The sequence below is a fragment of the Effusibacillus pohliae DSM 22757 genome (assembly GCF_000376225.1).
Taxonomy (GTDB): Bacteria; Bacillota; Bacilli; order Tumebacillales; family Effusibacillaceae; genus Effusibacillus; species Effusibacillus pohliae.
This window is the reverse complement of record NZ_AQXL01000130.1, coordinates 24146-44734: the sequence shown is the minus strand read 5'-3', so window position 1 is coordinate 44734 and position 20589 is coordinate 24146. Positions and strand designations below refer to the sequence as shown.

The following is a 20589-nucleotide window of genomic DNA, read 5'->3' as shown; positions in this document are numbered from 1 at the left end:
CGGCGACTTTCCCATGTCCAAACGGCGAGCCAAATCGCGCCTGCCTGACTGCCACGCGACTTCAGCCGCGTTAGCATGCGCTATACGAATTCGCTGAACCAGCCTTTCACGCGATCCATAAATCGGGATTTGCGTTCGACAGGTGTGGCGTTTGGCGCATGTGTGCGCCGTATGTAGTGCCGGATCGCGTATTGAATGATCCCGACCCCGTTTACAAAAGAAGCGTCGCGCACACCCAGGTGCTCCGGAACGGCAATCCGGATCGGTGCATGTAACTCGAATTCGGCCAACTTGTCGACAGCCGGCATGCAAGCCACTCCGCCGGACAGCACATAGCCGCTGGGGATTTCCTTCACGTAGCCCATCCGTTCGATTTCCCGCCGCACCATCAGAAAAATTTCCTGCATCCGCGGCTCGATAATACTCGCCAGATCGGATTGGGAAAATTCCTTGTCCACATTGCTGCCGATGCGCGGCACCTTAAACGTGACTTCATCTGAGGAACCGGCCACCATCGCACGTCCGAAGCGGATTTTGACCGATTCCGCCACTTCCGTCTGCGTTCGCAACCCGATCGCAATGTCGTTCGTGACATGATCGCCGCCGACAGGCAGCACCGACAAAGCGGTCAACACTCCGTTCTCAAAAACGGAGACGGTCGTTTGGCCGGCGCCCATATCGACCAGTACGACGCCGAGTTTTTTCTCGTCGCTGGACAGTGCGATCGAACTTGCCGCCAATGGCATCAGAACCAGTCCGGCGTTCTGCACGCCCGCCCTTTCCACACAGCGCAGGAGGTTCGAAATGACCGTGCGGGAACCAGTGACGATCGAGCCCTCCACCTCCAGCCGGACGCCGATCATGCCGCGCGGATCGTTGATTTCATCCAGGCCGTCGACGATGTATTGTTTTGGCACCATCCCGATAATTTCGCGTTCCGGCGGAACAGCGATCACCTTGGCCGCCTGCAGCACCCGTTCCACATCCTCCTCGCCGATTTCCCTGTCGGCGGAGGAGACCGCCACCACACCATGGCTCGGTTGCAACGCGATATGGTTGCCCGTAATGCCGATGTATGCAGACACAATCCGGATTCCGACCATCCGCTCCGCGTGTTCAACCGCTTCGCGGATCGATTGTACCGTCTTATCTATATCAACGATCGAGCCTTTGCGTATCCCTTCACCGTCAGCAGACCCGACACCGATGATGCTCAGCGTCGATCCGTTGTATTCGCCGATGATCGCCCGTATTTTCGATGTTCCGATATCCAGGCTGACGATGATATCGCCTTTAGTCAAGCAGTGGCACCTCCCTAACCTGAAAAAACAACCTGTACCTAATTAGATTCAACGCGACGTGTCGAATCCCTTTTTTTCTTGGAAACTTTCTTCAAAAACAATGTCCGGAAAAACTCCCAACCCAGTTGTTTACTTGACGGCCGATTTTCCTGCCCTGCTCTTTTGCATCAACAGCCGGCGGATCGTCGCAATGTTGTTGAACAGGCGGACGCCAAACGCAAACACCGCAGCCAGATAGAGGTCCACCCCAAGCTCCGACCCGATGTACGCCAGCAAAGCGGCCATCAGTGTGTTGGAGAAAAAGCCGGTGATAAACACACCGCTGTCGAAATGCCGCTCCAGACTGGCGCGGATTCCCCCAAACACCGTATCCAGCGCGGCCAAAATGGCGATCGACATGAAGCTGGCGTATTGGCTTGGCACCGTAATATTGAAAATCAGCCCGAGGGAAATCCCCAAAGCGAGTCCGACAATCGGGATCCAGATCATCACTTACCTGCTCCTTCCGCTTTATCTTCCTTCGCATGCTGGTAATGGACGCTGCCTGTGTACGCTGGCAATCGCAGCTTGTTGCCATCGCGAAATTCGGTAATCACCAGGTCTTTCCCTTTCTCAATCCGGAAGAAATCTTTTCCCATGTAGGTGGTGACCGCCCCCTTCATCTTGTCGACATCACCGATCGCCTCGACCACGTAAGGCATCGTCACCGGGGTGAAGTTGACCTGCATGATCCCGGGAATCACCGTGTCTCCCTGCATCTGTACGCCGACTTCGCGGATGCCGGTGGTGGTGACGATTCGCTGACCGTTAAAGGATACGGCCTGCGCCCCGTTCGCCTTCAGAAGATTGATCAGAAACTGCAATTCGTAATCCCAGATATGAGAACTTGGAGCGATCCCGAAAAGAGCAGGGGCATCCTTGATCTCGATCCGAATCCCGTTGCCTTCGAGCGGAATCAGGCCAGCTTCCACCTTCGCCTTGTTCAGATCCTCATTCATTTTTTTCAGCACGTCATCCCGGCTGCCTGCCGCCCCTTGATACTCCTGGATTTTCCGTTCCATCTCGTGAATCTGTTCCAGCAATTGCTCGTGGTGTTTGCTTTCATAGGCAAGCGCGTTTTTGACCGTGATAATGTCCGCTCCACCAAAATTCGGCTCTTTTTTATTGGAGGTCATTTGGGTGGTCAGCATCACGCCGAGCAAAACGCTGACTGCAAAAAGACTCAATCTGAACTTGTTGATCGACTGGTTGCCCATCATCCAGCCCTCTTTCTGTCTGGTTTCTCTCACTGATTTTCCTCGCTATCGTTTGTCCTGATTGGACGACAGTTTCGTCTGATCGCCCGAGTACCCTTTCATCTGGATCATCGCCACTTCTTTCGGACCTTGCACCTGCAATCCCCGTTCCTTCAGTTGCAAAACGTCCATAATGCCGCCGCGTAACGTCAAACCCTTGATGAGTGTGGCCGGATCGCCGATCGCTTCGATTTTGTAAGGGGGGGTGAGCAAACGGTCATTCACCCGCACGGTTGGCCCCACGCACAGGATGCCGGAAGCGGAGGCGACCCGTTCCCCGTTGATGCTGACCGCTTCCGCCCCGGTCAGAAACAGTTCGTTGACAATTCGCATCACATCGGTGTCGTGCGTGATCGGATTTGGCGATTTTTCTTTTTTGCTATCATCGATTGTCAGTACAATGCCGGGTCCCTTCACCGGCGAGGTTCCGGCCAAGATCCGGACTTCCGCTAACTGTTTTTGAATATCTGACGTGTCGTGCCTGGCTGCTTCCTGCTCCAGCGCCACCAGTTGTTTATTCAGTTCGTTGAGATGGTTTTCCAGGTCCTTGTTTTCCTTTTGCACCGCTGCCAGCTTTTCCTTTGCCTGGAGCACCTCCTTGTTGGAAGAACCCCAGCCTACCTGTTCGTTGATTTTTTGCGTGCTTTTGTATTGAACCGCCATCATGAATCCCAACGTGACGGAGATCACCGTCAGGGAAACGATCAACCGATTTTTCGCAGAGGCCAACAGATTCACTCCTTTTCCGGTTTTGCGGAAGACGGATCATACCAGGCTTCGTCCGGACCGTAGATGTAGATCGTGCCGGATACTTTGTTCTGCAATTCTTTCTTCCAGAATTTCATATATACAGTCAGTGTCGTCGATATGTCACCGGGAGGAAAGCGAATCTCAAACTGATGCGGGGAATTGGTCCACGCGGACCACAAGCTGCCCTGTCGGATCACAAAATTCGAGATCTGTTCCAATAACGAACGATCCACTTTGACGATCTGCTCGCAAAATTTCTGGACGTCCGGGTCGGGAATTTGCTTCCCGGGTTCGATCTGCAGCGGCTTGTCCGAAATCAGCAAAGGCAATGTCCCATTGGGAATCTCCTTCACTGCGTCGAACACCGTTCCGTCGCTCAGCAGCCGGTAGTAGGAGCCCTGGCTGTAGAGAGCGGCGGCAACCGGCTTTTCCGCCACGGCGATCACCACATTCCCGGGAAATTTGACTTCCACGTCCGCTTTTGCAATCAGCGGAAATTGGCTCTTTAACCGTTTGTCCACATTCACCGGCTTGACTTCCCAGAAATTCATGCCTTCCCTTACACCGCTGGCGTTGCGGATCTGTTCGGCCGGGATTTGGCTGTTGCCGACCACCTCCACCGTCCGCACCTTCGACAGCGGAGACGTAAAAAAAACGGCGACCGCCACGCCCGCGAAAAAAACCACGAGCAGAACCCGCGCTTTCCTGCTGCGCTTCCGTTTTTGTTCGGGAACTGTACGTCTCTGTTCTAGAATCATCAGATGCCCCCAAAAAACGAGCGGCATATCCGAAGTATATGCCGCTTCTTGTCTTGGCTTCAGTCGCGAATCCGGGTGATCCGGGCGCCGAGTGAACCGAGAACCTGCTCAATCCGCTCGTATCCGCGATCAATATGGTGAGCGTTCTCCACAATCGTCGTTCCGTTTGCCGCCAAGCCTGCAAGTACCAGCGCCGCACCGGCCCGCAAATCGGTCGCTTCGACATTGGCTGCCGTCAGTTCCGGAACGCCTTCGATAAAAGCGGTGCGAAGGTCTACTTTAATCCGGGCTCCCATTCGCCGCAGCTCGCTCACATGCTTTAACCGCTCCTCAAACACCGTTTCCGAGATCACAGACGTGCCGTTGGCGATCGTCAGCAGTGACATGAACGGAGCTTGCAAGTCGGTTGGGAAACCGGGATAATACGAAGTCTGAATTCGATCAATCGCAGTCAGTCGATTGCTTGATTTTACAGTCATTATATCACGTTCCACTTCGATTTCAACACCGGTTTCCCGCAGTTTCGTCATCACTACACCCAGGTGATCCGCGTTTACGTTTTCCAACCGGATGCGGCCTTTGGTGATGGCGGCCGCCACCAGCAGAGTCCCTGTCACAATCCGGTCCGGAATAACGGTATGCTCGGCCGGCATCAGTTCCGGGACGCCTTCAACATAGATTGTCGCCTCGCCGGCCCCCTTGATTTTGGCACCCATTTTGTTCAAAAAATTGGCCAGGTCGACAATTTCCGGTTCCCGGGCGGCGTTTCCGATCATCGTCGTACCGTCAGCGAGCGACGCAGCCATCAACAGGTTCTCGGTGGCCCCGACGCTCGGAATGTCCAGGTAGATGGAAGCGCCCTTTAACCGGTTGGCACGGCAAAAAATAAAGCCGTGGCTCTCATCAATCTGGCTGCCCATCGCCTTGAGCCCTTTCAGATGCAAATCGATCGGCCGCGTTCCGATCGTACAGCCGCCCGGTTTTGACACCCGCACCGAACCGAATCTGGCCAGGAGCGGCCCCATCAAAAAAATCGAGGAGCGCATCTGGCGCATCAATTCGTCCGGGACTTCTGTGGAATGAATCGGCGTCGGGTCGACCGAGATGCTCGGGCCCTGTCTGGTAACGCGGGCCCCGAGACTGCGCAGGATCGATTCCATGACCTGTATATCCTGCAAGTCGGGAACGTCATGAATCACGCTTTCTCCCTTTGCCAGTACGCTGGCAGCCAGGATCGGCAACGCAGCGTTTTTTGCCCCATGCACCCGAACGGAACCAGTGAGCGGTTGGCCACCCTCAATGGCAAATCGTTCCACCACGTCACCCCCTGAGTCAATTCCTGTTGTCAATCCTCACCTACGATTCGCACTTCAGGGATGAGAGTAATGCCAGTTCGTTCCCGGATTGTCGTTTGCACCAGTTCGATCAAGGCCAGCACGTCGGCAGCTTTCGCTTTGTCGAGGTTGACGATAAAGTTTCCGTGCAGCTCCGAAATTTGCGCCCCGCCGATGCGGGTGCCTTTCAGTCCCGCTTGCTCAATCAGCAAACCGGCATGGGTGCCCTCCGGGTTCCGAAACACCGATCCGCAGTTTGGCAACTGCAAAGGCTGGGTGGTTTGCCGCCGCCTGGTCCAGGCCCGCACTTTCTGCAACATCTCTTCCGTATTTCCCGGCTGCAATTGAAAAGTGGCGCGAACAACGATCCGGGGCCGGTCTTTCAGAATGCTGTACCGGTAAGCAAACTTCAAATCGCGGTTGTGCAGGGTGCGGATCGAACCATCCTCCTCAATAATGTCGGCGCAGAGCAGCACGTCTTTCGTTTCGCCTCCGTGCGCCCCGGCATTCATCATCACGGCGCCGCCGACAGTTCCCGGAATGCCCGTCGCAAACTCGAGACCTTGCAAACCGCTACGAATCGCAGTATTGGCCGCTGAGACATAGGAACGTCCGGCCTGCGCGGTCAGCCGGTTGCCGGTAACGGAAACGTCCGCAAAATTGTCCGCCAGCTTGATGACCACCCCACGGATGCCGCCATCGCGCACCAGCAGGTTGGAACCTCTGCCGATCACGTACCAGGGCAGATGATGTTCCCCGATCGTTTTCGCCAACAATTGAAGCTGTTCCACTTTGGTCGGAACCACAAACATATCGGCAGGGCCGCCAATTTTCCATGTCGTGTGCCTGGATAGCGGTTCGTTGAAAGTGACGGTTCCTACGTCGAGTCCGTGAAAAATCGTTTGCAGATCTTTTGCGTTCATACCGTACCTCCGTCAATCCGGTCGCTCTCCCAGCGGTTACGTACCCTATACTATGCGAGAAGCATAGATGTGTGACAGGCGCCCAAACAAGCCCCAAGCTCCCCTATAAACGGTGGCGGGACCCGCAGTGCAGGGTCCCGGGCGTGTCACACAAAAGGGAAGCCGATCCTTGCCGGACCACCGGTTTGTCTATTTGATCAGCTCCAGAATCGTGCGGTGGATGTTTGGCAAAGCTTCCGGAATTCCCAGCGCACGGCTCCGTTCTTTCATCGCTTGCAATTTCGATGGGGATTCAATCAAAGAAGAGATCGTATGATACAGCAGTTCAGGAGTCAAATCGGACTCCCGGATCATCATGCCGGCCCCCGCGTCCGCCAGCCATCTCGCATTGTGTTCCTGGTGGTTGTTCGTCACGTAGGGAGACGGAATGTAGATACCCGGAATGCCAAGTGCAGTCGCTTCCGCGATCGTCGTCGCTCCGGCGCGGGAAACCAGCAAATCGGCACCGGCCAACAAAGGGGGCATGTCATACACAAACGGTTTGAGAAAAATGCCCGTCCGCGGTCCGTACCCTTTTGCCTGAAGTTGGGCAGCCACCTTGTCGTAATGGATTTTCCCTGTAATATACACAAGTTGAAACTGCCTCTGTTGGACGACTGAATCCAGCATGCGGACCGTTGCATCGTTGATCGGTTCGGCTCCGCGCGACCCGGATACGATCACGACCGTTTTTTTCGCCGGGTCGAGACCCAATTCCTGCTTCCGCTTACGAACTTGCTCAGGCGTCACCCTGACCACCTCGCTCGCCCGCGGATTGCCAGCCACGACCACCTTCTGCCGCACGTGCGAGAAGTGCCGGACCGCCCCTTCAAACGAAACGCCGATCCGGTCGGCAAACCGGCTTAACGAGCGGTTCGTCAAGCCGGGCAGCACATCCATCTCATGAATGTAGGTGGGGATGCCGAGCAGTTTGGCCGTAAAAATCACAGGCGCGACCACATATCCGCCGCAGCCGATCGCCACATCCGGTTGAAACTCCTGCAGCAGCCGGCGTGCCTGCAGCAGCCCTTTCCCCAGCCGGACAAACGTTTTGATCGTATCGAGCGACAAACTGCGCTTCAGGCCGCTCACTTCAATCGTGCGAAAAGCAAAACCCGAGCGGGGGACGATATCGCTTTCCAACCCCCGCTCGGTCCCAATGTACAGGATCTCCGCCTGTTCCTTTTCAGCAAGATAGCGCGCGATGGCAAGGGCCGGATAAATGTGTCCGCCCGTGCCGCCGCCGGAAACTACAATTTTCAACGAAACACACCCTCTCGCTTGCCGCCGTGGACCGTCTCGACGAAAACTTATCCCTGATACCCATTCTACCTGCAATATCGGGAAATGTTCAACAGGATGCCGACCCCTGTCAGCATCAGTACCAGCGAGGAGCCCCCGTAACTGATAAACGGCAGCGTGATCCCGGTAACTGGCATTGAGCCCGTGACGACACCGATATTGATGATCACCTGTACCGCAATCATGCCGGTGATCCCGATCGCCAGCAAACTGCCGAACGTGTCTTTCGCCGTGATCGCCGCCCGCACCCCCCGCCAGAGCAGCAACAGAAACAAAATCAACACGGTCGCCCCGCCGATAAACCCGAGCTCTTCTGCCAGGATGCAAAACACAAAGTCCGTCTGCGGTTCCGGCAGATATAAGAATTTTTGCCGCGAACGTCCGAGTCCCAGTCCCATCAGCCCGCCGGGGCCCAGCGCATAGAGCGACTGGATGATCTGATAGCCGGCGTCCAGTTCATACTTCCATGGATCAAGAAACGCAAAAATCCGCTTCAGCCGGTACGGCGCGACCAGAACCAGCGCGGCAAACGCCGGAATGGCAAGCGAGGCCAATCCCATCAGATGTTTGACCTGCGCACCGGCGGCAAAAATGACGATCAGCGTCGTTCCCGCCAACACCGTGCTTTGCCCGAGGTCGGGCTCCAGCATGATCAGCCCCAGCGCCAGCACCAACAGTCCGAGCGGCGGCAACAGGCCTTTTTTGAACTCGTGAATGCGATCCTGATGCCGCTCCAGGTACCACGCGTAGAAAATGATCAATCCCAGCTTCGACGCTTCCGACGGCTGGATGCCGAACGACCCGATGCCGAGCCACGCCTGCGAACCGTTGCGCTCGACGCCAAGCGGCGTCAGCACGATCACCAGCAGGAAGAAGCAAACCAGCACGATCGCCTTCGCCCATTTTTTCAGGCGGGTGTAGTCATAGTTCATCATGAAAAACATCATGCCAAGCCCAGCCACCGCCCACATCAACTGGCGTTTGGCAAAATAAAAACTGTCGTGAAAATCTTGCGCCGCCTTGATGGCGCTGGCGCTGTACACAATCACAACGCCGATGCCAAGCAGCAAGAGTACCGTGACGATGATCAGCAAGTCCGGATGTTTCCGATCGTACGCCGCCAACTGAGATCCCCCTCAAACTCGGTCTCGTCCAATCGCTACATTGTATGCACGGCGGCCTTAAAAATACGTCCCCTTTCTTCAAACGAGCTGTACATGTCCCAGCTTGCGCAGGCGGGCGACAGCAGGACGGAATCCCCCGGTTCCGCAAGCGCTTTGGCGATGGCGACCGCCTCTTCAATCGAATTGGCACGGCGGCGTTCGCGAACACCCGCTTTTTCCGCGGCGGCAGCCAGTTTGTCGGCCGCTTGCCCAAGCGTGACGATCGCCTTCACATGGTTTTGAAAAACGGGGATCAGCTCGGCAAAGTCGGTGCCGCGGTCCAGCCCCCCGGCGATCAGCACGACCGGGTTGGTAAACGAGGTGATCGCCCGCGTCGCCGCTTCCGCATTGGTCGCTTTCGAGTCGTTGAAGTAGCTGACTCCATTTTTCTCGGCAACAAATTCCAGCCGGTGTTCCACTCCTTGAAACCGGCGGATGCCTTCGCGAATCGCCTGCACAGCTGCGCCCGCGGCAAACGAGATGGCGGCGGCCGCCAGCACATTTTCCAGATTGTGGGCGCCTTTCAGGGGAATTTCGCACAGCCGGCATACATGGTGGATCTGACCGTTCGAACGAATCACGATACTCCCATCTTTGACAAAAACACCCTCATCCAGACGCTGTGTCAAACTGAACGGAAAAATTCGCCCCGGCACTGACGCCGCCACCTGCATCACAGTCGGCTGATCCGCATTGAGCACCGCCACGTCGGACGCCGTTTGGTTCATGAACAAGCGGCTTTTCGCCGCGATATACTTATCCATCGTACCGTGATAGTCGAGGTGTGCCTTGTACACATTCAAAAGCGCGCCGATGCGCGGGCGGAACGTCACCGTCCCCATCAGCTGGAACGACGAAAGTTCCGCCACCAACCACTGGTCCGGTGTGACCGATTCGACAATGTCAGACAAAGCGGTGCCGATGTTGCCGGCCACCACCGGCCGCAAACCGGCCGTTTGCAGAATCTCCCCGGTCAGGCTGGTGGTCGTCGTCTTGCCGTTGGAACCGGTGATGCCGATAATCGGCGCCCGGCAGAACTGGTAGGCGACTTCAATTTCGGTGACAACCGGGATGCCGATTTCCAGCGCTCGCCGGATGGGAAGGGCGGAATACGGGATGCCCGGATTTTTTACGAGCAAGTCCAAATGATCGCCGACGATCCCCGCCGGGTGACCGCCGCAAATCACCTGGATCCCCAGCCGTTCCAACTCCTCCGGCACACTGCCGAACGCCTCCCGCTCCTTCTGGTCATTGACGGTGACCCGGGCACCCTGTTTCGCCAATAAACGGGCAACGGCCGCGCCGCTGCGGGCAAGGCCTAGCACCAACACGTTTTTCGCTTGATAATTCACGATGCCACCTCCTAAAATCCCACCAAAGTGACGCAAAGCTTCGCAGCGAATTCCGAGTACTTTGGTGGGACCCCAAGACCTCGCTTTTATTTCATATAGGTCGACAGCGCAACCATCGAGCAGATCAAACCGGCCGCCCAGAACGTGAGCACGACGCGCCACTCGGACCAGCCGGACAATTCAAAATGGTGATGCAACGGGCTCATTTTGAAAACCCGTTTGCCGAACGTCTGGAACGAAAACACCTGAATCAGCACGGACAGGGTTTCCACGACAAACACGAAGCCGATTACCACCAGCATTAGCTCCGTTTTTGTCAACACGGCGGCAGCCGCCAGCCCTCCACCCAGTGCGAGGGAGCCGGTGTCGCCCATGAACACTTTGGCGGGGTGCGCGTTAAACACCAAGAACCCGAGCAGCGCCCCCGCCATCGCGGCGCAAAAGATCGCCACGTCAAACTGGCTGGTCCAGATCGCCGCAATCCCCGCATACGTACCAAACGCGATCGCCGATGTCCCGGCCGCCAGACCGTCCAGTCCGTCTGTCAGGTTTACCGCATTGGTGGCAGCTATCAGCACCAGGAGCAGAAAAGCGGAATAAAAAATGCCAAGATGCCATTTGATATCAGTAAACGGAATCGACACCGAAAAGTCAAATCCCTGCCAGTACAAAGCGAGAAAAAACGCGGCCGACACGATCAGCTGCCCGAGCAGCTTCTGCCGGGCGCGCAACCCCAGATTCCGTTTCATAATCACCTTGATGTAATCGTCGACAAACCCGACCAGTCCAAAGCCGAGTGTCACCAACAGCACCATCCACAACTGCGGCGACCGGTCAGAGAATTGGATGGCGGTGATCGTCAACGCGACAAGAAAAATCGTTCCGCCCATCGTCGGGGTGCCGGCCTTTTTTTGATGCCCCTGCGGTCCCTCGGAACGAATCGCTTGCCCGAATTTCAACCTTCGCAAAACCGGAATGAACAGAGGGCCGATGATGACGGCGATGAAAAAAGCCACCCCCGCTGTCCAAAACAATGCCCGTAATTCCATGTGCAGTGGTCCTCCTTACGCCAACAGCCCTGTGACGACTTCTTCCAGTTTCATCCCGCGCGACGCCTTGACCAGAATCACCGGCTGCCGCTTTTCCGCCACGCGTGCGCAGACATGATCAACCGCTTGTTGTTTCGAATCCGCAACAAAAATTTGCGTTTCCCGCATTCCGCCGGCTTTCGCTCCTGCCGCTACAGCCGCCGCGTGCTGGCCGACTGCGACCAGCAGGTCGATGCCCAGCTGTCCGGCCAGTTGCCCGACTTCGTAATGCATCTGGGCGGCGAGATCCCCCAATTCCAGCATATCCCCAACCACCGCCGCTTTAAAATCGGCGTCCGGCGTTTCCGCAAGCAGGCGCAGCGCCGCCTTCATCGAAGTCGGACTCGCATTGTAGGCGTCGTTGACCACATATCCGCCGGCCGGCCGGGCTTTCACTTCCATCCGCATGGCGGACAAAGTCGCTTTTGCCAATCCGGCGGCAATTTCCTCCCGGTTCATGCCAAGCTCGCGCCCGATCGCAACCGCCGCCAGCGCATTGCCCACCTGATGAGCGCCGGGAATCGGAATCCGGTATTCGAACGGATCGCCGGCCAACCGGAACGATGTTCCCTCCAGGCCAAGCGAGCGCACATCCACTGCCCGAATGTCGTTTGCTTCGGCAAAACCAAACCACTGGACGCGGCATGGAATCTTCCCGCTCAAGCGGCGCAGCAGCGGTTCGTCTCCGAATAAGAGCGCCAACCCGTCCGCAGCAAGCGCTTCGATCAGTTCGAACTTCGCCTGCGCGATCCGCTCCCGCGAACCAAGGTATTCGATGTGAGCCTCGCCAATATTGGTAATCACGCCGATGTGCGGTGCCGCAATGTCAGCCAGCAGCGCGATCTCGCCCATCCCGCTCATGCCCATTTCCAGCACCGCCACATCCGTATCCTGCTGCAATGAGAGAACCATTAACGGCAAGCCGATATGGTTGTTCAGATTACCTTGCGTTTTTTGCACCTTGAACCGTTCCGACAAAACGGATGCTATTAAATCTTTCGTCGAAGTCTTCCCGTTACTGCCCGTCACGCCGATTATTTTTGCCGGCAGCGTCCGCCGGTACGACTTCGCCAGCTTCTGCAATGCCAGCAGCGTATCTGCCACACCGATCACCGCAACGCGCGAGTCGAGTCCTTGCGGCAGCGGCCGATTTTCCTGCCAAAGCGCGGCGACCGCCCCTCGTGCAACCGCCTGCGGCAAAAAATCGTGGCCGTCAAACCGCTCGCCGATTAACGGCACAAACAGACGCCCGGACAATTCCGCCCGGGAGTCGGTGGAAACCCCATGTATTTCGATCGAAAGGGGACCTTGCAACAGCTTCCCCTCTGTCATGTCCAGCAATTGATCAATGGATACCCGGATCATAGTTCACCTCGGATGACCTTGGCGGCGATTTCCCGATCATCAAAATGATATTTCGTCGTGCCGATGATTTGATAGGTTTCGTGGCCTTTGCCGGCGATCAGCACCACATCACCGGCTGTTGCCTGCCGGATCGCGTGGCGAATCGCTTCCGTACGGTCTGTCAAGCGCACATAGCGGTCGCGGAAAACGTCTGCGAGCCCTGCCTCCATATCGTCCAAAATCCGTTCCGGATCTTCCGTGCGAGGGTTGTCGGAGGTAAGGATCGCAAGATCGCTGTATTCGACGGCAATCCGCGCCATCTGCGGCCGCTTGCCGCGGTCCCGGTCGCCGCCGCAGCCGACCACCGTGTACACCTTGCCAGTAGCAAATTCGCGGATCGTTTTCAGCACGTTTTCCAGCGAATCCGGCGTATGGGCATAGTCGACGATCACCGTAAAGTCCTGTCCGGCCACCACCCGTTCGAACCGGCCGTCAACGCCGCGGACCGACTCGAGCGACGCTTTGATGGCCGCCAGCGGCACCCCTTCACAAAGGCAAGCGGCAGCCGCCGCCAGCGCGTTGTAAACGGAAAACTTGCCGGTCACCTGCAGCCGAACGTCCGCTGTGCCGGCAAAACTGTGCAGGGTGAAGGAGGCCCCCTCCGCTTCGATCCGCACATTCACCGCCCGCACGTCCGCCGCCCGGTCAATCCCGTAGGTGATCACCTGGGCAACCGTTTGCCGGATGAAAAAATCGGCGGACGGATCATCCGCATTGATCACGACATACCGGTTGTCTTCCGGCCGGTCGCCATATGTATTGCCGAGCCGCGCAAAAAATTTGCCTTTCGCTGCCCGGTATTCGTCCATCGATCCGTGAAAATCGAGGTGGTCCTGTGTCAGGTTGGTAAACACGGCCGTCCGGAACTCGGTCCCCGCCACCCGTTTCAGCTCGAGCGCGTGCGACGAAACTTCCATGATCGCGTATTCGGTGCCAACCTCTTTCATTTGGTGGAACGTTTCTTGCAGCTCCAACGCTTCCGGTGTGGTGTTCGCCACATCGAACGTTTGCCCGCCGATCCGCTTTTTGATCGTGCCGATCAAGCCGGTGCGGCGGCCTTGGTCGGACAAAATTTGATCAATCAAATGGGTGACCGTCGTTTTCCCATTGGTGCCGGTGACGCCGATCACCTTCATCGATTTTGACGGATGGTTGTAAAATTTGGCAGCCAGGATCGGGATGATGTCTCTCGTATTTTTCACGATCACCTGCGGCACGGGCAGATTGGCCAACTGTTTCTCCACCACGACCGCGGCCGCTCCCCGTTCAATCGCCTGCGGCACAAAATGATGTCCGTCCACCGTGTTCCCCTGCAGTGCGACAAACAGCGAACCGGGCGTCACTTTCCGGGAGTCGGCGGTAATCTGCGAGATTTCGATTCCATCGATCGAACCTGTGATGTTTTTTAATAAAACAGGAGCAAGCAACGATTCTAACTGCAAGGGAAAGCCTCCTCTTACGTATCAGTTCGATTCCGTCGCCGGAACCTGCTCTCGCGTACTCTGTGAAAGCAGCCGGATCGCGGGAGTGGAGCCCGGGATCCGGCAAAACTCGCAAATCCCTCTATTAGAGAGAATGTACGGTAGAAGCGCGAACCTGTCAAGGAACAGGCTGCTCACTCAGATAGACGCGGATGGTCGAACCGGGCGGCACTTTCGTCCCGGCAGACGGCGCTTGCGCCACAATTTGCGCGCCCTGGCCGACCGCTTCCACTTTCAGGTTGGCGACATTCTGAATCATCACTTTCTGCGCTTCCTCCGTAGTCAGACCGGCGAGCTGCGGAACTTCAACGGGACGGATATCTCCATATTGATATTCGCGGGAAATTCCGTTTTTCCTTGCCGGAACGTTCAGATAATGCAGCGAGTCGGCCAGAATGTTGCCGACGATCGGCGCGGCGATCACACCCCCGAAAACCAGGCCCGCTTTCGGATTGTCAACCGCCACATAAGCGACCAGCCGCGGATCATCGGCCGGCGCCATGCCGATAAACGACACGATGTAATGCCCCTGTTTGTACCCGCCGCCGGGCGCCGCCACCTGTGCGGTCCCCGTTTTTCCGGCAATCCTGTACCCTTCGCGGAATGCGTTTCTGCCGGTTCCCTGCGCCACCACGCTTTCCAGCGTCTCCCGCACCGCCTTCGCCGTTTGTTCAGAGACCACCCGCTGCTTGGCTAGCGGTTCGATCTTCTCGACCACTTGGCCGGTTTCCGGATCGATCCATTCCTTCGCCACGTGCGGCTGCATCAACACACCGCCGTTGGCAATCGCCGACACCGCCATTACCTGCTGGATCGGGGTAACCGAAACGCCCTGCCCGAACGAGGTGGTGGCCAGCTCAAGCGGTCCCACCTTGTCAAGCTTGAACATAATCCCCTTGCCTTCGCCCGGCATGTCGATGCCTGTTTTTTGCCCGAATCCGAACTTGTAGATATATTCAAACAGCTTTTCCTTGCCGAGCCGCTGCCCCATCAGCATGAACCCGGGGTTGCACGAGTTCTCGACCACCTCGAGGAACGTCTCCGATCCGTGGCCGCCCGCTTTCCAGCAGCGAATGCGGCGGCCCGCCACTTCGTAATAGCCCGGGTCGAAAAACCTGTCGGTCAGGTTCACCTTCTTTTCCTCCAACGCGGCGGCCAGCGTCACGATCTTAAAGGTAGAACCGGGCTCGAACGTTTTCCAGATCGCCAGGTTGCGGTTGTAGACTTCCTGCGGATAATCCTTGTAATTGCCCGGATTGAACGTTGGGTAATTTTCCATCGCCAGGATCTCGCCGGTCTTCGGATCGGCAACGATCGCCATCACCCCGTCCGGGTTGTACTTGGCGACCGCGTTGTCAATCTCCCGCCGGACAAACGTCGAGATGTCCTTGTCCAGCGTCAGCTTTAGATTGAGGCCGTTTTGCGGCGGCGTATAGGATTCGCTCTGGTTCGGCATCGGCAGCTGGTTCGCCTGCGCGAAAAACGAAATGCCGCCTTTTTTGCCCCGCAACTGTTCGTCATACCATTGTTCCAATCCGGTCAGTCCCTGGTTGTCGATCCCGGAAAAACCGAGGATGTGCGCCGCCAGAGCACCGAACGGATAATACCGCTTCCCTTCCTCTGTGATGTAGATGCCGGGCAGTTTCAATGCGCGCACTTCCTTCGCTTTCTGGTCGTCGATCTTGCGCCCGCCCGGCATCACGTACACCAATAGTGTCCGCTTGCTGATTTTCGCGAGCAAATCTTGCTTGTCAACCCCGAGCACTTGTGCCAGCTTCTCGGCCGTTCCCTGTTTGTCTTTGATTTGCGACGGAAACGCAACCACCGTCGGCGCGCTTCCGTTATATGCGAGCACTTCCCCGTTTCGGTCCATGATCGTGCCCCGCTTCGGTTCCACCGGTATCACGCGCGTCCACAGATCCTCCGCTTTCTCTGTGAGCCAGGGAGCCTGAATCAACTGAATATACGCCAGGCGGCCGATCAGCGCAAAAAACATCGCAGCAAGCGCAAAAAGGACGATCACCAGTCGTTTTCGCAGCGTTCGGTTCACAACGCGCACCATTTTGCCCCCCCGTCGTCACATTCATTACCAACCTTATGCTTGTCATGCTTGGACTAGAATCAAATGAGGGACAGAAATGAAACGCAAAAAAGACACCCCCCCCCGGCGTGTGGGGAGTGTCCTCCTGTTGGTGCCGCCTAATTCGATCCCAACGTCAGTTTGATTTTGGATCCGGCCGGAACAAACGAGCCGGCTTTTTGCTCCTGCCCGATCACATAACCGGAACCGCTGATGTCGGGAACGAGGCCGAGCATCGACAGGATTTCAAACGCTTCCCGCATGCTTTTCCCGGTCAGATCAGGCACCTGTACATTGCCGTGATCATCTTTCACTTGGCCGGCGATCACGATCGCCGAGCTGCCGGCCGGTACATTGCTGCCCGGTTTCGGCCACTGCAGGCTGATTTGGTCACCGGAGCCGAGGATTTGCAAACGGATCTCGTTCGCTTTCGCCAGCTGTTCGGCTTGCTTCCGGTCCATACCCGCCCAGTTTGGCACCGTGCTGTATTTGACAGGCCGATCGGGCGCGGTGACGGCCGCTTTTGCCTGTTGGGCCTGCATGCCGAGATACGGCAGGACGTTCGCAAACACTTCCTTGGCAAACGGAGTCGCCACGATATTTCCGAACTGCAGGTCGTTGCTCGGTGAATCGACCGTTACATAGACGAGCACCTTTGGCTTGTCAGCCGGCGCAAATCCGATAAACGAACAGATGTATCGATCCGAGTAATATCCTCCTGTCGGTTTGGCAATCTGCGCCGTACCGGTTTTGCCGGCGATGTGGTAGCCCTCGATGTAACCGGCCTTCGTCTCGTCGTTCTTGACGATCCCTTCCAGCACGCTGCGCATCGTCGCCATCACTTCCGGCGTGGCCACCTGGCTGATCACATGCGGTTTCTGCTCTTGCACCGTGGCACCCGTTTTCGGATCGCGTATTTCCTTCATCACAAACGGCCGCATCACGCTTCCGCCATTCGCCACCGCCGACACGGCCGCCACCTGTTGCATCGGCGTGACCGCGTTCCCCTGTCCGAACGAACTGACCGCCAGGTCGAGATCGCTCATTTTGCCAGGATTGAACAGTACCGAATCGCCTTCGCCGGGAAGATCGACGCCCGTCCTTTGGTTGAACCCAAATTTGTAAATGTAATCGAACAGCATCTGTTTGCCGAGCCGCTGTCCGAGGATCACCATCCCAACGTTGCTGGAGTGTTCCATTCCCTGCCGGAAAGTGATGGTGCCCCATCCAATGTTGTTCCAGTCATGGATCGTCTTTCCTTGTACTGTGATGCTGCCGGAATTAAACGTCGCGTCCAGAGTCACTTTCTTTTCCGCGAGGGCGGCTGTCATCGTCACGATCTTAAAAGTCGATCCCGGCTCAAACGCGGCGTTAACCGCCCGGTTGTTGTCAAGCACCTCTTGCTTCGATTCCCAGAATTTGTTCGGGTTAAACGTCGGCCGGTTCGCAAGCGCCAGAATCTCTCCGGTGTTCGGATCGGCCACGACGATCGATGCGCTGTTCGGCTTGTATTGGCTCACCAGATGGTCGAGCGCGTCTTCCGCGTAATGCTGGATCGTCTCATCGATCGTCAGCCAGACGTCCTTGCCGTCGACCGCCGGTTGCACGTTTTCCTTTTCGTACGGCAGCGGGTTGCCTTCGTTGTCCTTGAGAAACTTCCGTACGCCGTCTTGGCCGCGCAACACGCTGTCGTATTGCAGTTCGACACCGGAGCCGCCTTTCCCGTCATTCGTCACATAGCCCAATAGGTGGGCGGCCAGTGAGCCGTTCGGATAATGGCGGGTGGTGGTCTTGTGCAGATAGATGCCTTTCAACCCCAACCGGTCAATCTTCTCCGCCGTGTCGGCGTCGACCGCCTGTTTCAAATCGACACCGACGACGTCTTTTTGCGTCAGAGTCTGATAAATTTTTTCCTCTGGCATTTTCAACAGAGGAGCCAGTTTCTGCGCGTAATAGCGCGGATCTCCCTGCCACGGTTCGAGTTCCTTGCCGGGCTTCTTTTTCGGGTTCTCTACTTCCTGCTTGGCGGCTTGCATCATCTTCAGATCCGCCCGGACATCGTAAGCGACCGTCGTATAGGCGAGCATTTTCCCGTTGCGGTCGTAGATAGTGCCGCGAACCGCCTGGATTTTGTCCGTTTCCTGCCAAATTCCTTGGGCCGCTTGTGCCCAGGTCTCACTTTTGAAAATCTGGATGTACACAAGCCGCACGATCAGGAGCGACAGGCCGCACAAAAGCAGCACCCGCAGCCATTTGGCGCGGACTGTCACTTGCCGGTCGACCATCTCCGGTCACTCCTTGCCCGCCTTTGCCAAGGCGCCCTGATTCGCCGACACCATCCCCATTTGCCGGGCCTTCTCGATAATCCGGGAAGGCGAGGACAATTCATTGACGCGATCGTTCAGTTTGGCGTTTTGCTCCTGCTGTTCCTGCACCTGCGCCTTTAACCGTTCGACTTCCAGGTTGGCACGGGCGATCTCCGAAAATTGCCCAATGATCCCGCATAAAACGGCGGTGCAAAACACGATGGTCCCGATCCATTTGAGGCGTTCCCCCGCTTTCGAACCGGTTGCCTGCTCTGGAACCGGACGGGAAACCCGGTTTTCCTTGCGCAGTGTGTTGGGTGCGGTGTTATGCAATGGTCTTGCTGCTAACATGAACGTATCCCCTCTCCTACATAAAAATTACCATCCAAACAACGATCAGCGTCTCAACAAAATTCGCGCTGTGCACCCGCAATTCAAATTCGCTCGCCGATCCGGAGTTTCGCGGAACGGGCGCGCGGATTCCGTTCCACCTCTGCTTCCGAAGGCAAAATCGGCTTGCGCGCGACGAGCTTCAGCTTCGGTTGGCGGCCGCACTGACAGACTGGCAGCTCCGGCGGGCAGATGCAGCCTTTTGCCGCCGCTTGCAGCACATGTTTGGCAATCCGGTCTTCCAGCGAATGGAACGTGATGATCGATACCCGGCCGCTTGGTTTCAGGCAATCGACCGCGTCTTGCAATGCTTGCTCCAATGCATTGAGCTCGTCGTTCACCGCAATCCGCAGCGCCTGAAACGTCCGTTTTGCCGGATGCGGACCTTCCCGCCGGGCTGCCGCCGGGATCGCCGCTTTAATGATGTCCACCAGTTGGCCGGTGGTTTGAATCGGCCCTTTTTTTCTCGCTTGCACGATAAATTCCGCAATCCGCTTGCCCCAACGCTCCTCGCCATAGCGGAAAATCACTTCGGCAATCTGACTCTCGCTCCACGTATTCACCAGATCATACGCGCTGAACGGCTGCGTCCGATCCATCCGCATGTCAAGCGGGGCATCGCGCATGTAGCTGAAGCCGCGTTCCCCTTCGTCAAGCTGCGGTGAACTGACGCCCAGATCGAACAGGATACCGTCCACACCTTCCGCCGCGTATTCCTCGACGATCCGTTTCAATTCGCGAAAATTGGCGTGTACAATCCGGAACCGACCGGTAAAATCGGCCAGCACCCGTTTCGCATTCGCAATCGCTTGCAAGTCCTGGTCGATCGCAATCAACCTGCCGTCCGGCGCGGTCCGCTCCAGAATCAATTTGCTGTGGCCGGCGCCGCCGAGTGTGCAGTCCACATAGACGCCGCCGGAACGGGGCGCCAATCCGTCGACCGCTTCTTCCAAAAGCACAGACACATGATAAAAATCGGACACCCACTCCACCCCACAAAGCACGGCTGCCGAATCCGGGTTGACAGGGCGGATTCGCGGCCGCCAACCGGCCGTCAGAAGTTGAGATCGGTCAGTTTTTCCGCAATCGCGGCAAACGAATCGGCCGCATCGTTGCTGTACGATTCCCAAGCTTCTTTCGCCCAGATCTCCACCCGGTTGGATACGCCGATAACAACGCAGTCGCGCTCCAACTTGGCGTACTCCCGCAGCGTGCTTGGAATCAACACTCTTCCCTGTTTATCCAGGTCGCACTCGCTCGCACCCGAAAAGAAAAAACGGACAAACGCGCGAGCATCGGAACTTGTTAATGGAAGACTTTTCAATTTCGCTTCTAGCGTCTCCCACTCCTTGCGGGGGTATACAAACAGGCAGTGATCGAGGCCACGGGTCACGACAAAACCGGCACCCAACTCCTCCCGGAATTTGGCGGGAATGATCAGACGGCCCTTGTCGTCGATGCTGTGCTGATATTCACCCATGAACACCCTGCATCACCACCTTGAGGGAATTTCCACCACTTCCCTCCACTTTTCACCACTTGCTTGTTTTACTGATTCGTTCCTGAGCGGTGAATTCCTGCTATCCACAGGAAAAATTTTTCGAAGAACGTTGCTGTTAACAG

General features: G+C 56.8%; 18 protein-coding genes. All 18 read right to left on the bottom strand.

Features of this window, described 5'->3' with window-relative positions:
• Positions 1-80: 80 nt before the first annotated feature.
• On the bottom strand, positions 81-1301 hold the full coding sequence (gene ftsA, locus C230_RS0114375; protein WP_018132752.1) for a cell division protein FtsA: 1221 nt from the start codon (positions 1299-1301) through the stop codon (positions 81-83).
• A 129-nt stretch (positions 1302-1430) separates the two neighbouring features.
• Positions 1431-1790, bottom strand: a complete 360-nt coding sequence (locus C230_RS0114370; RefSeq protein ID WP_018132751.1) for a small basic family protein — start codon at positions 1788-1790, stop codon at positions 1431-1433.
• Positions 1790-2590: a DUF881 domain-containing protein gene (locus C230_RS0114365; protein ID WP_156807468.1), complete on the bottom strand. Its 801-nt coding sequence runs from the start codon at positions 2588-2590 to the stop codon at positions 1790-1792. The genes C230_RS0114370 and C230_RS0114365 overlap by 1 nt, the downstream gene beginning before the upstream one ends.
• A 12-nt stretch (positions 2591-2602) precedes the next feature.
• Positions 2603-3325, bottom strand: coding sequence for a DUF881 domain-containing protein (locus C230_RS20550; protein ID WP_018132749.1), 723 nt, complete (start codon positions 3323-3325; stop codon positions 2603-2605).
• Positions 3326-3330: 5 nt separating this feature from the next.
• Positions 3331-4104, bottom strand: a complete 774-nt coding sequence (locus C230_RS0114355) for a cell division protein FtsQ/DivIB (RefSeq protein ID WP_018132748.1) — start codon at positions 4102-4104, stop codon at positions 3331-3333.
• 59 nt (positions 4105-4163) lie between these two features.
• The gene (murA, locus tag C230_RS0114350) at positions 4164-5420 is read right to left on the bottom strand and encodes a UDP-N-acetylglucosamine 1-carboxyvinyltransferase (protein WP_018132747.1); all 1257 of its coding nucleotides are present in this window, start codon (positions 5418-5420) and stop codon (positions 4164-4166) included.
• Between the two features lie 29 nt (positions 5421-5449).
• A complete protein-coding gene (gene murB / locus C230_RS0114345; RefSeq protein WP_018132746.1) occupies positions 5450-6361 on the bottom strand; it encodes a UDP-N-acetylmuramate dehydrogenase in 912 nt (303 codons plus the stop codon).
• Between the two features lie 189 nt (positions 6362-6550).
• A complete protein-coding gene (murG, locus tag C230_RS0114340) occupies positions 6551-7663 on the bottom strand; it encodes an undecaprenyldiphospho-muramoylpentapeptide beta-N-acetylglucosaminyltransferase (protein WP_018132745.1) in 1113 nt (370 codons plus the stop codon).
• Positions 7664-7728: 65 nt separating this feature from the next.
• Positions 7729-8826 carry a stage V sporulation protein E gene (gene spoVE, locus C230_RS0114335; RefSeq protein ID WP_018132744.1) on the bottom strand — a complete coding sequence of 366 codons (1098 nt, stop codon included), beginning with the start codon at positions 8824-8826 and terminating at the stop codon, positions 7729-7731.
• 35 nt (positions 8827-8861) lie between these two features.
• Entirely contained in the window at positions 8862-10220 is a 1359-nt protein-coding gene (gene murD, locus C230_RS0114330; protein WP_026174329.1) for a UDP-N-acetylmuramoyl-L-alanine--D-glutamate ligase, read from the bottom strand.
• Positions 10221-10303: 83 nt separating this feature from the next.
• Positions 10304-11266 (bottom strand): phospho-N-acetylmuramoyl-pentapeptide-transferase, encoded by a 963-nt coding sequence (gene mraY, locus C230_RS0114325; RefSeq protein WP_018132742.1) that lies wholly within the window; start codon positions 11264-11266, stop codon positions 10304-10306.
• Positions 11267-11281: 15 nt separating this feature from the next.
• On the bottom strand, positions 11282-12670 hold the full coding sequence (locus C230_RS0114320; protein ID WP_018132741.1) for a UDP-N-acetylmuramoyl-tripeptide--D-alanyl-D-alanine ligase: 1389 nt from the start codon (positions 12668-12670) through the stop codon (positions 11282-11284).
• On the bottom strand, positions 12667-14151 hold the full coding sequence (locus tag C230_RS0114315) for a UDP-N-acetylmuramoyl-L-alanyl-D-glutamate--2,6-diaminopimelate ligase (protein WP_018132740.1): 1485 nt from the start codon (positions 14149-14151) through the stop codon (positions 12667-12669). The genes C230_RS0114320 and C230_RS0114315 overlap by 4 nt, the downstream gene beginning before the upstream one ends.
• A gap of 157 nt (positions 14152-14308) precedes the next feature.
• Complete coding sequence (locus C230_RS0114310; RefSeq protein ID WP_018132739.1) at positions 14309-16252, bottom strand: stage V sporulation protein D; 1944 nt, start codon at positions 16250-16252, stop codon at positions 14309-14311.
• A gap of 137 nt (positions 16253-16389) precedes the next feature.
• On the bottom strand, positions 16390-18555 hold the full coding sequence (locus C230_RS0114305) for a PASTA domain-containing penicillin-binding protein (protein ID WP_018132738.1): 2166 nt from the start codon (positions 18553-18555) through the stop codon (positions 16390-16392).
• Between the two features lie 6 nt (positions 18556-18561).
• Positions 18562-18927, bottom strand: coding sequence for a septum formation initiator family protein (locus C230_RS20545; protein ID WP_083910600.1), 366 nt, complete (start codon positions 18925-18927; stop codon positions 18562-18564).
• Between the two features lie 83 nt (positions 18928-19010).
• Complete coding sequence (rsmH, locus tag C230_RS0114295; RefSeq protein ID WP_018132736.1) at positions 19011-19949, bottom strand: 16S rRNA (cytosine(1402)-N(4))-methyltransferase RsmH; 939 nt, start codon at positions 19947-19949, stop codon at positions 19011-19013.
• A 71-nt stretch (positions 19950-20020) separates the two neighbouring features.
• Positions 20021-20452 carry a division/cell wall cluster transcriptional repressor MraZ gene (gene mraZ / locus C230_RS0114290; protein WP_018132735.1) on the bottom strand — a complete coding sequence of 144 codons (432 nt, stop codon included), beginning with the start codon at positions 20450-20452 and terminating at the stop codon, positions 20021-20023.
• Positions 20453-20589 lie beyond the last annotated feature (137 nt).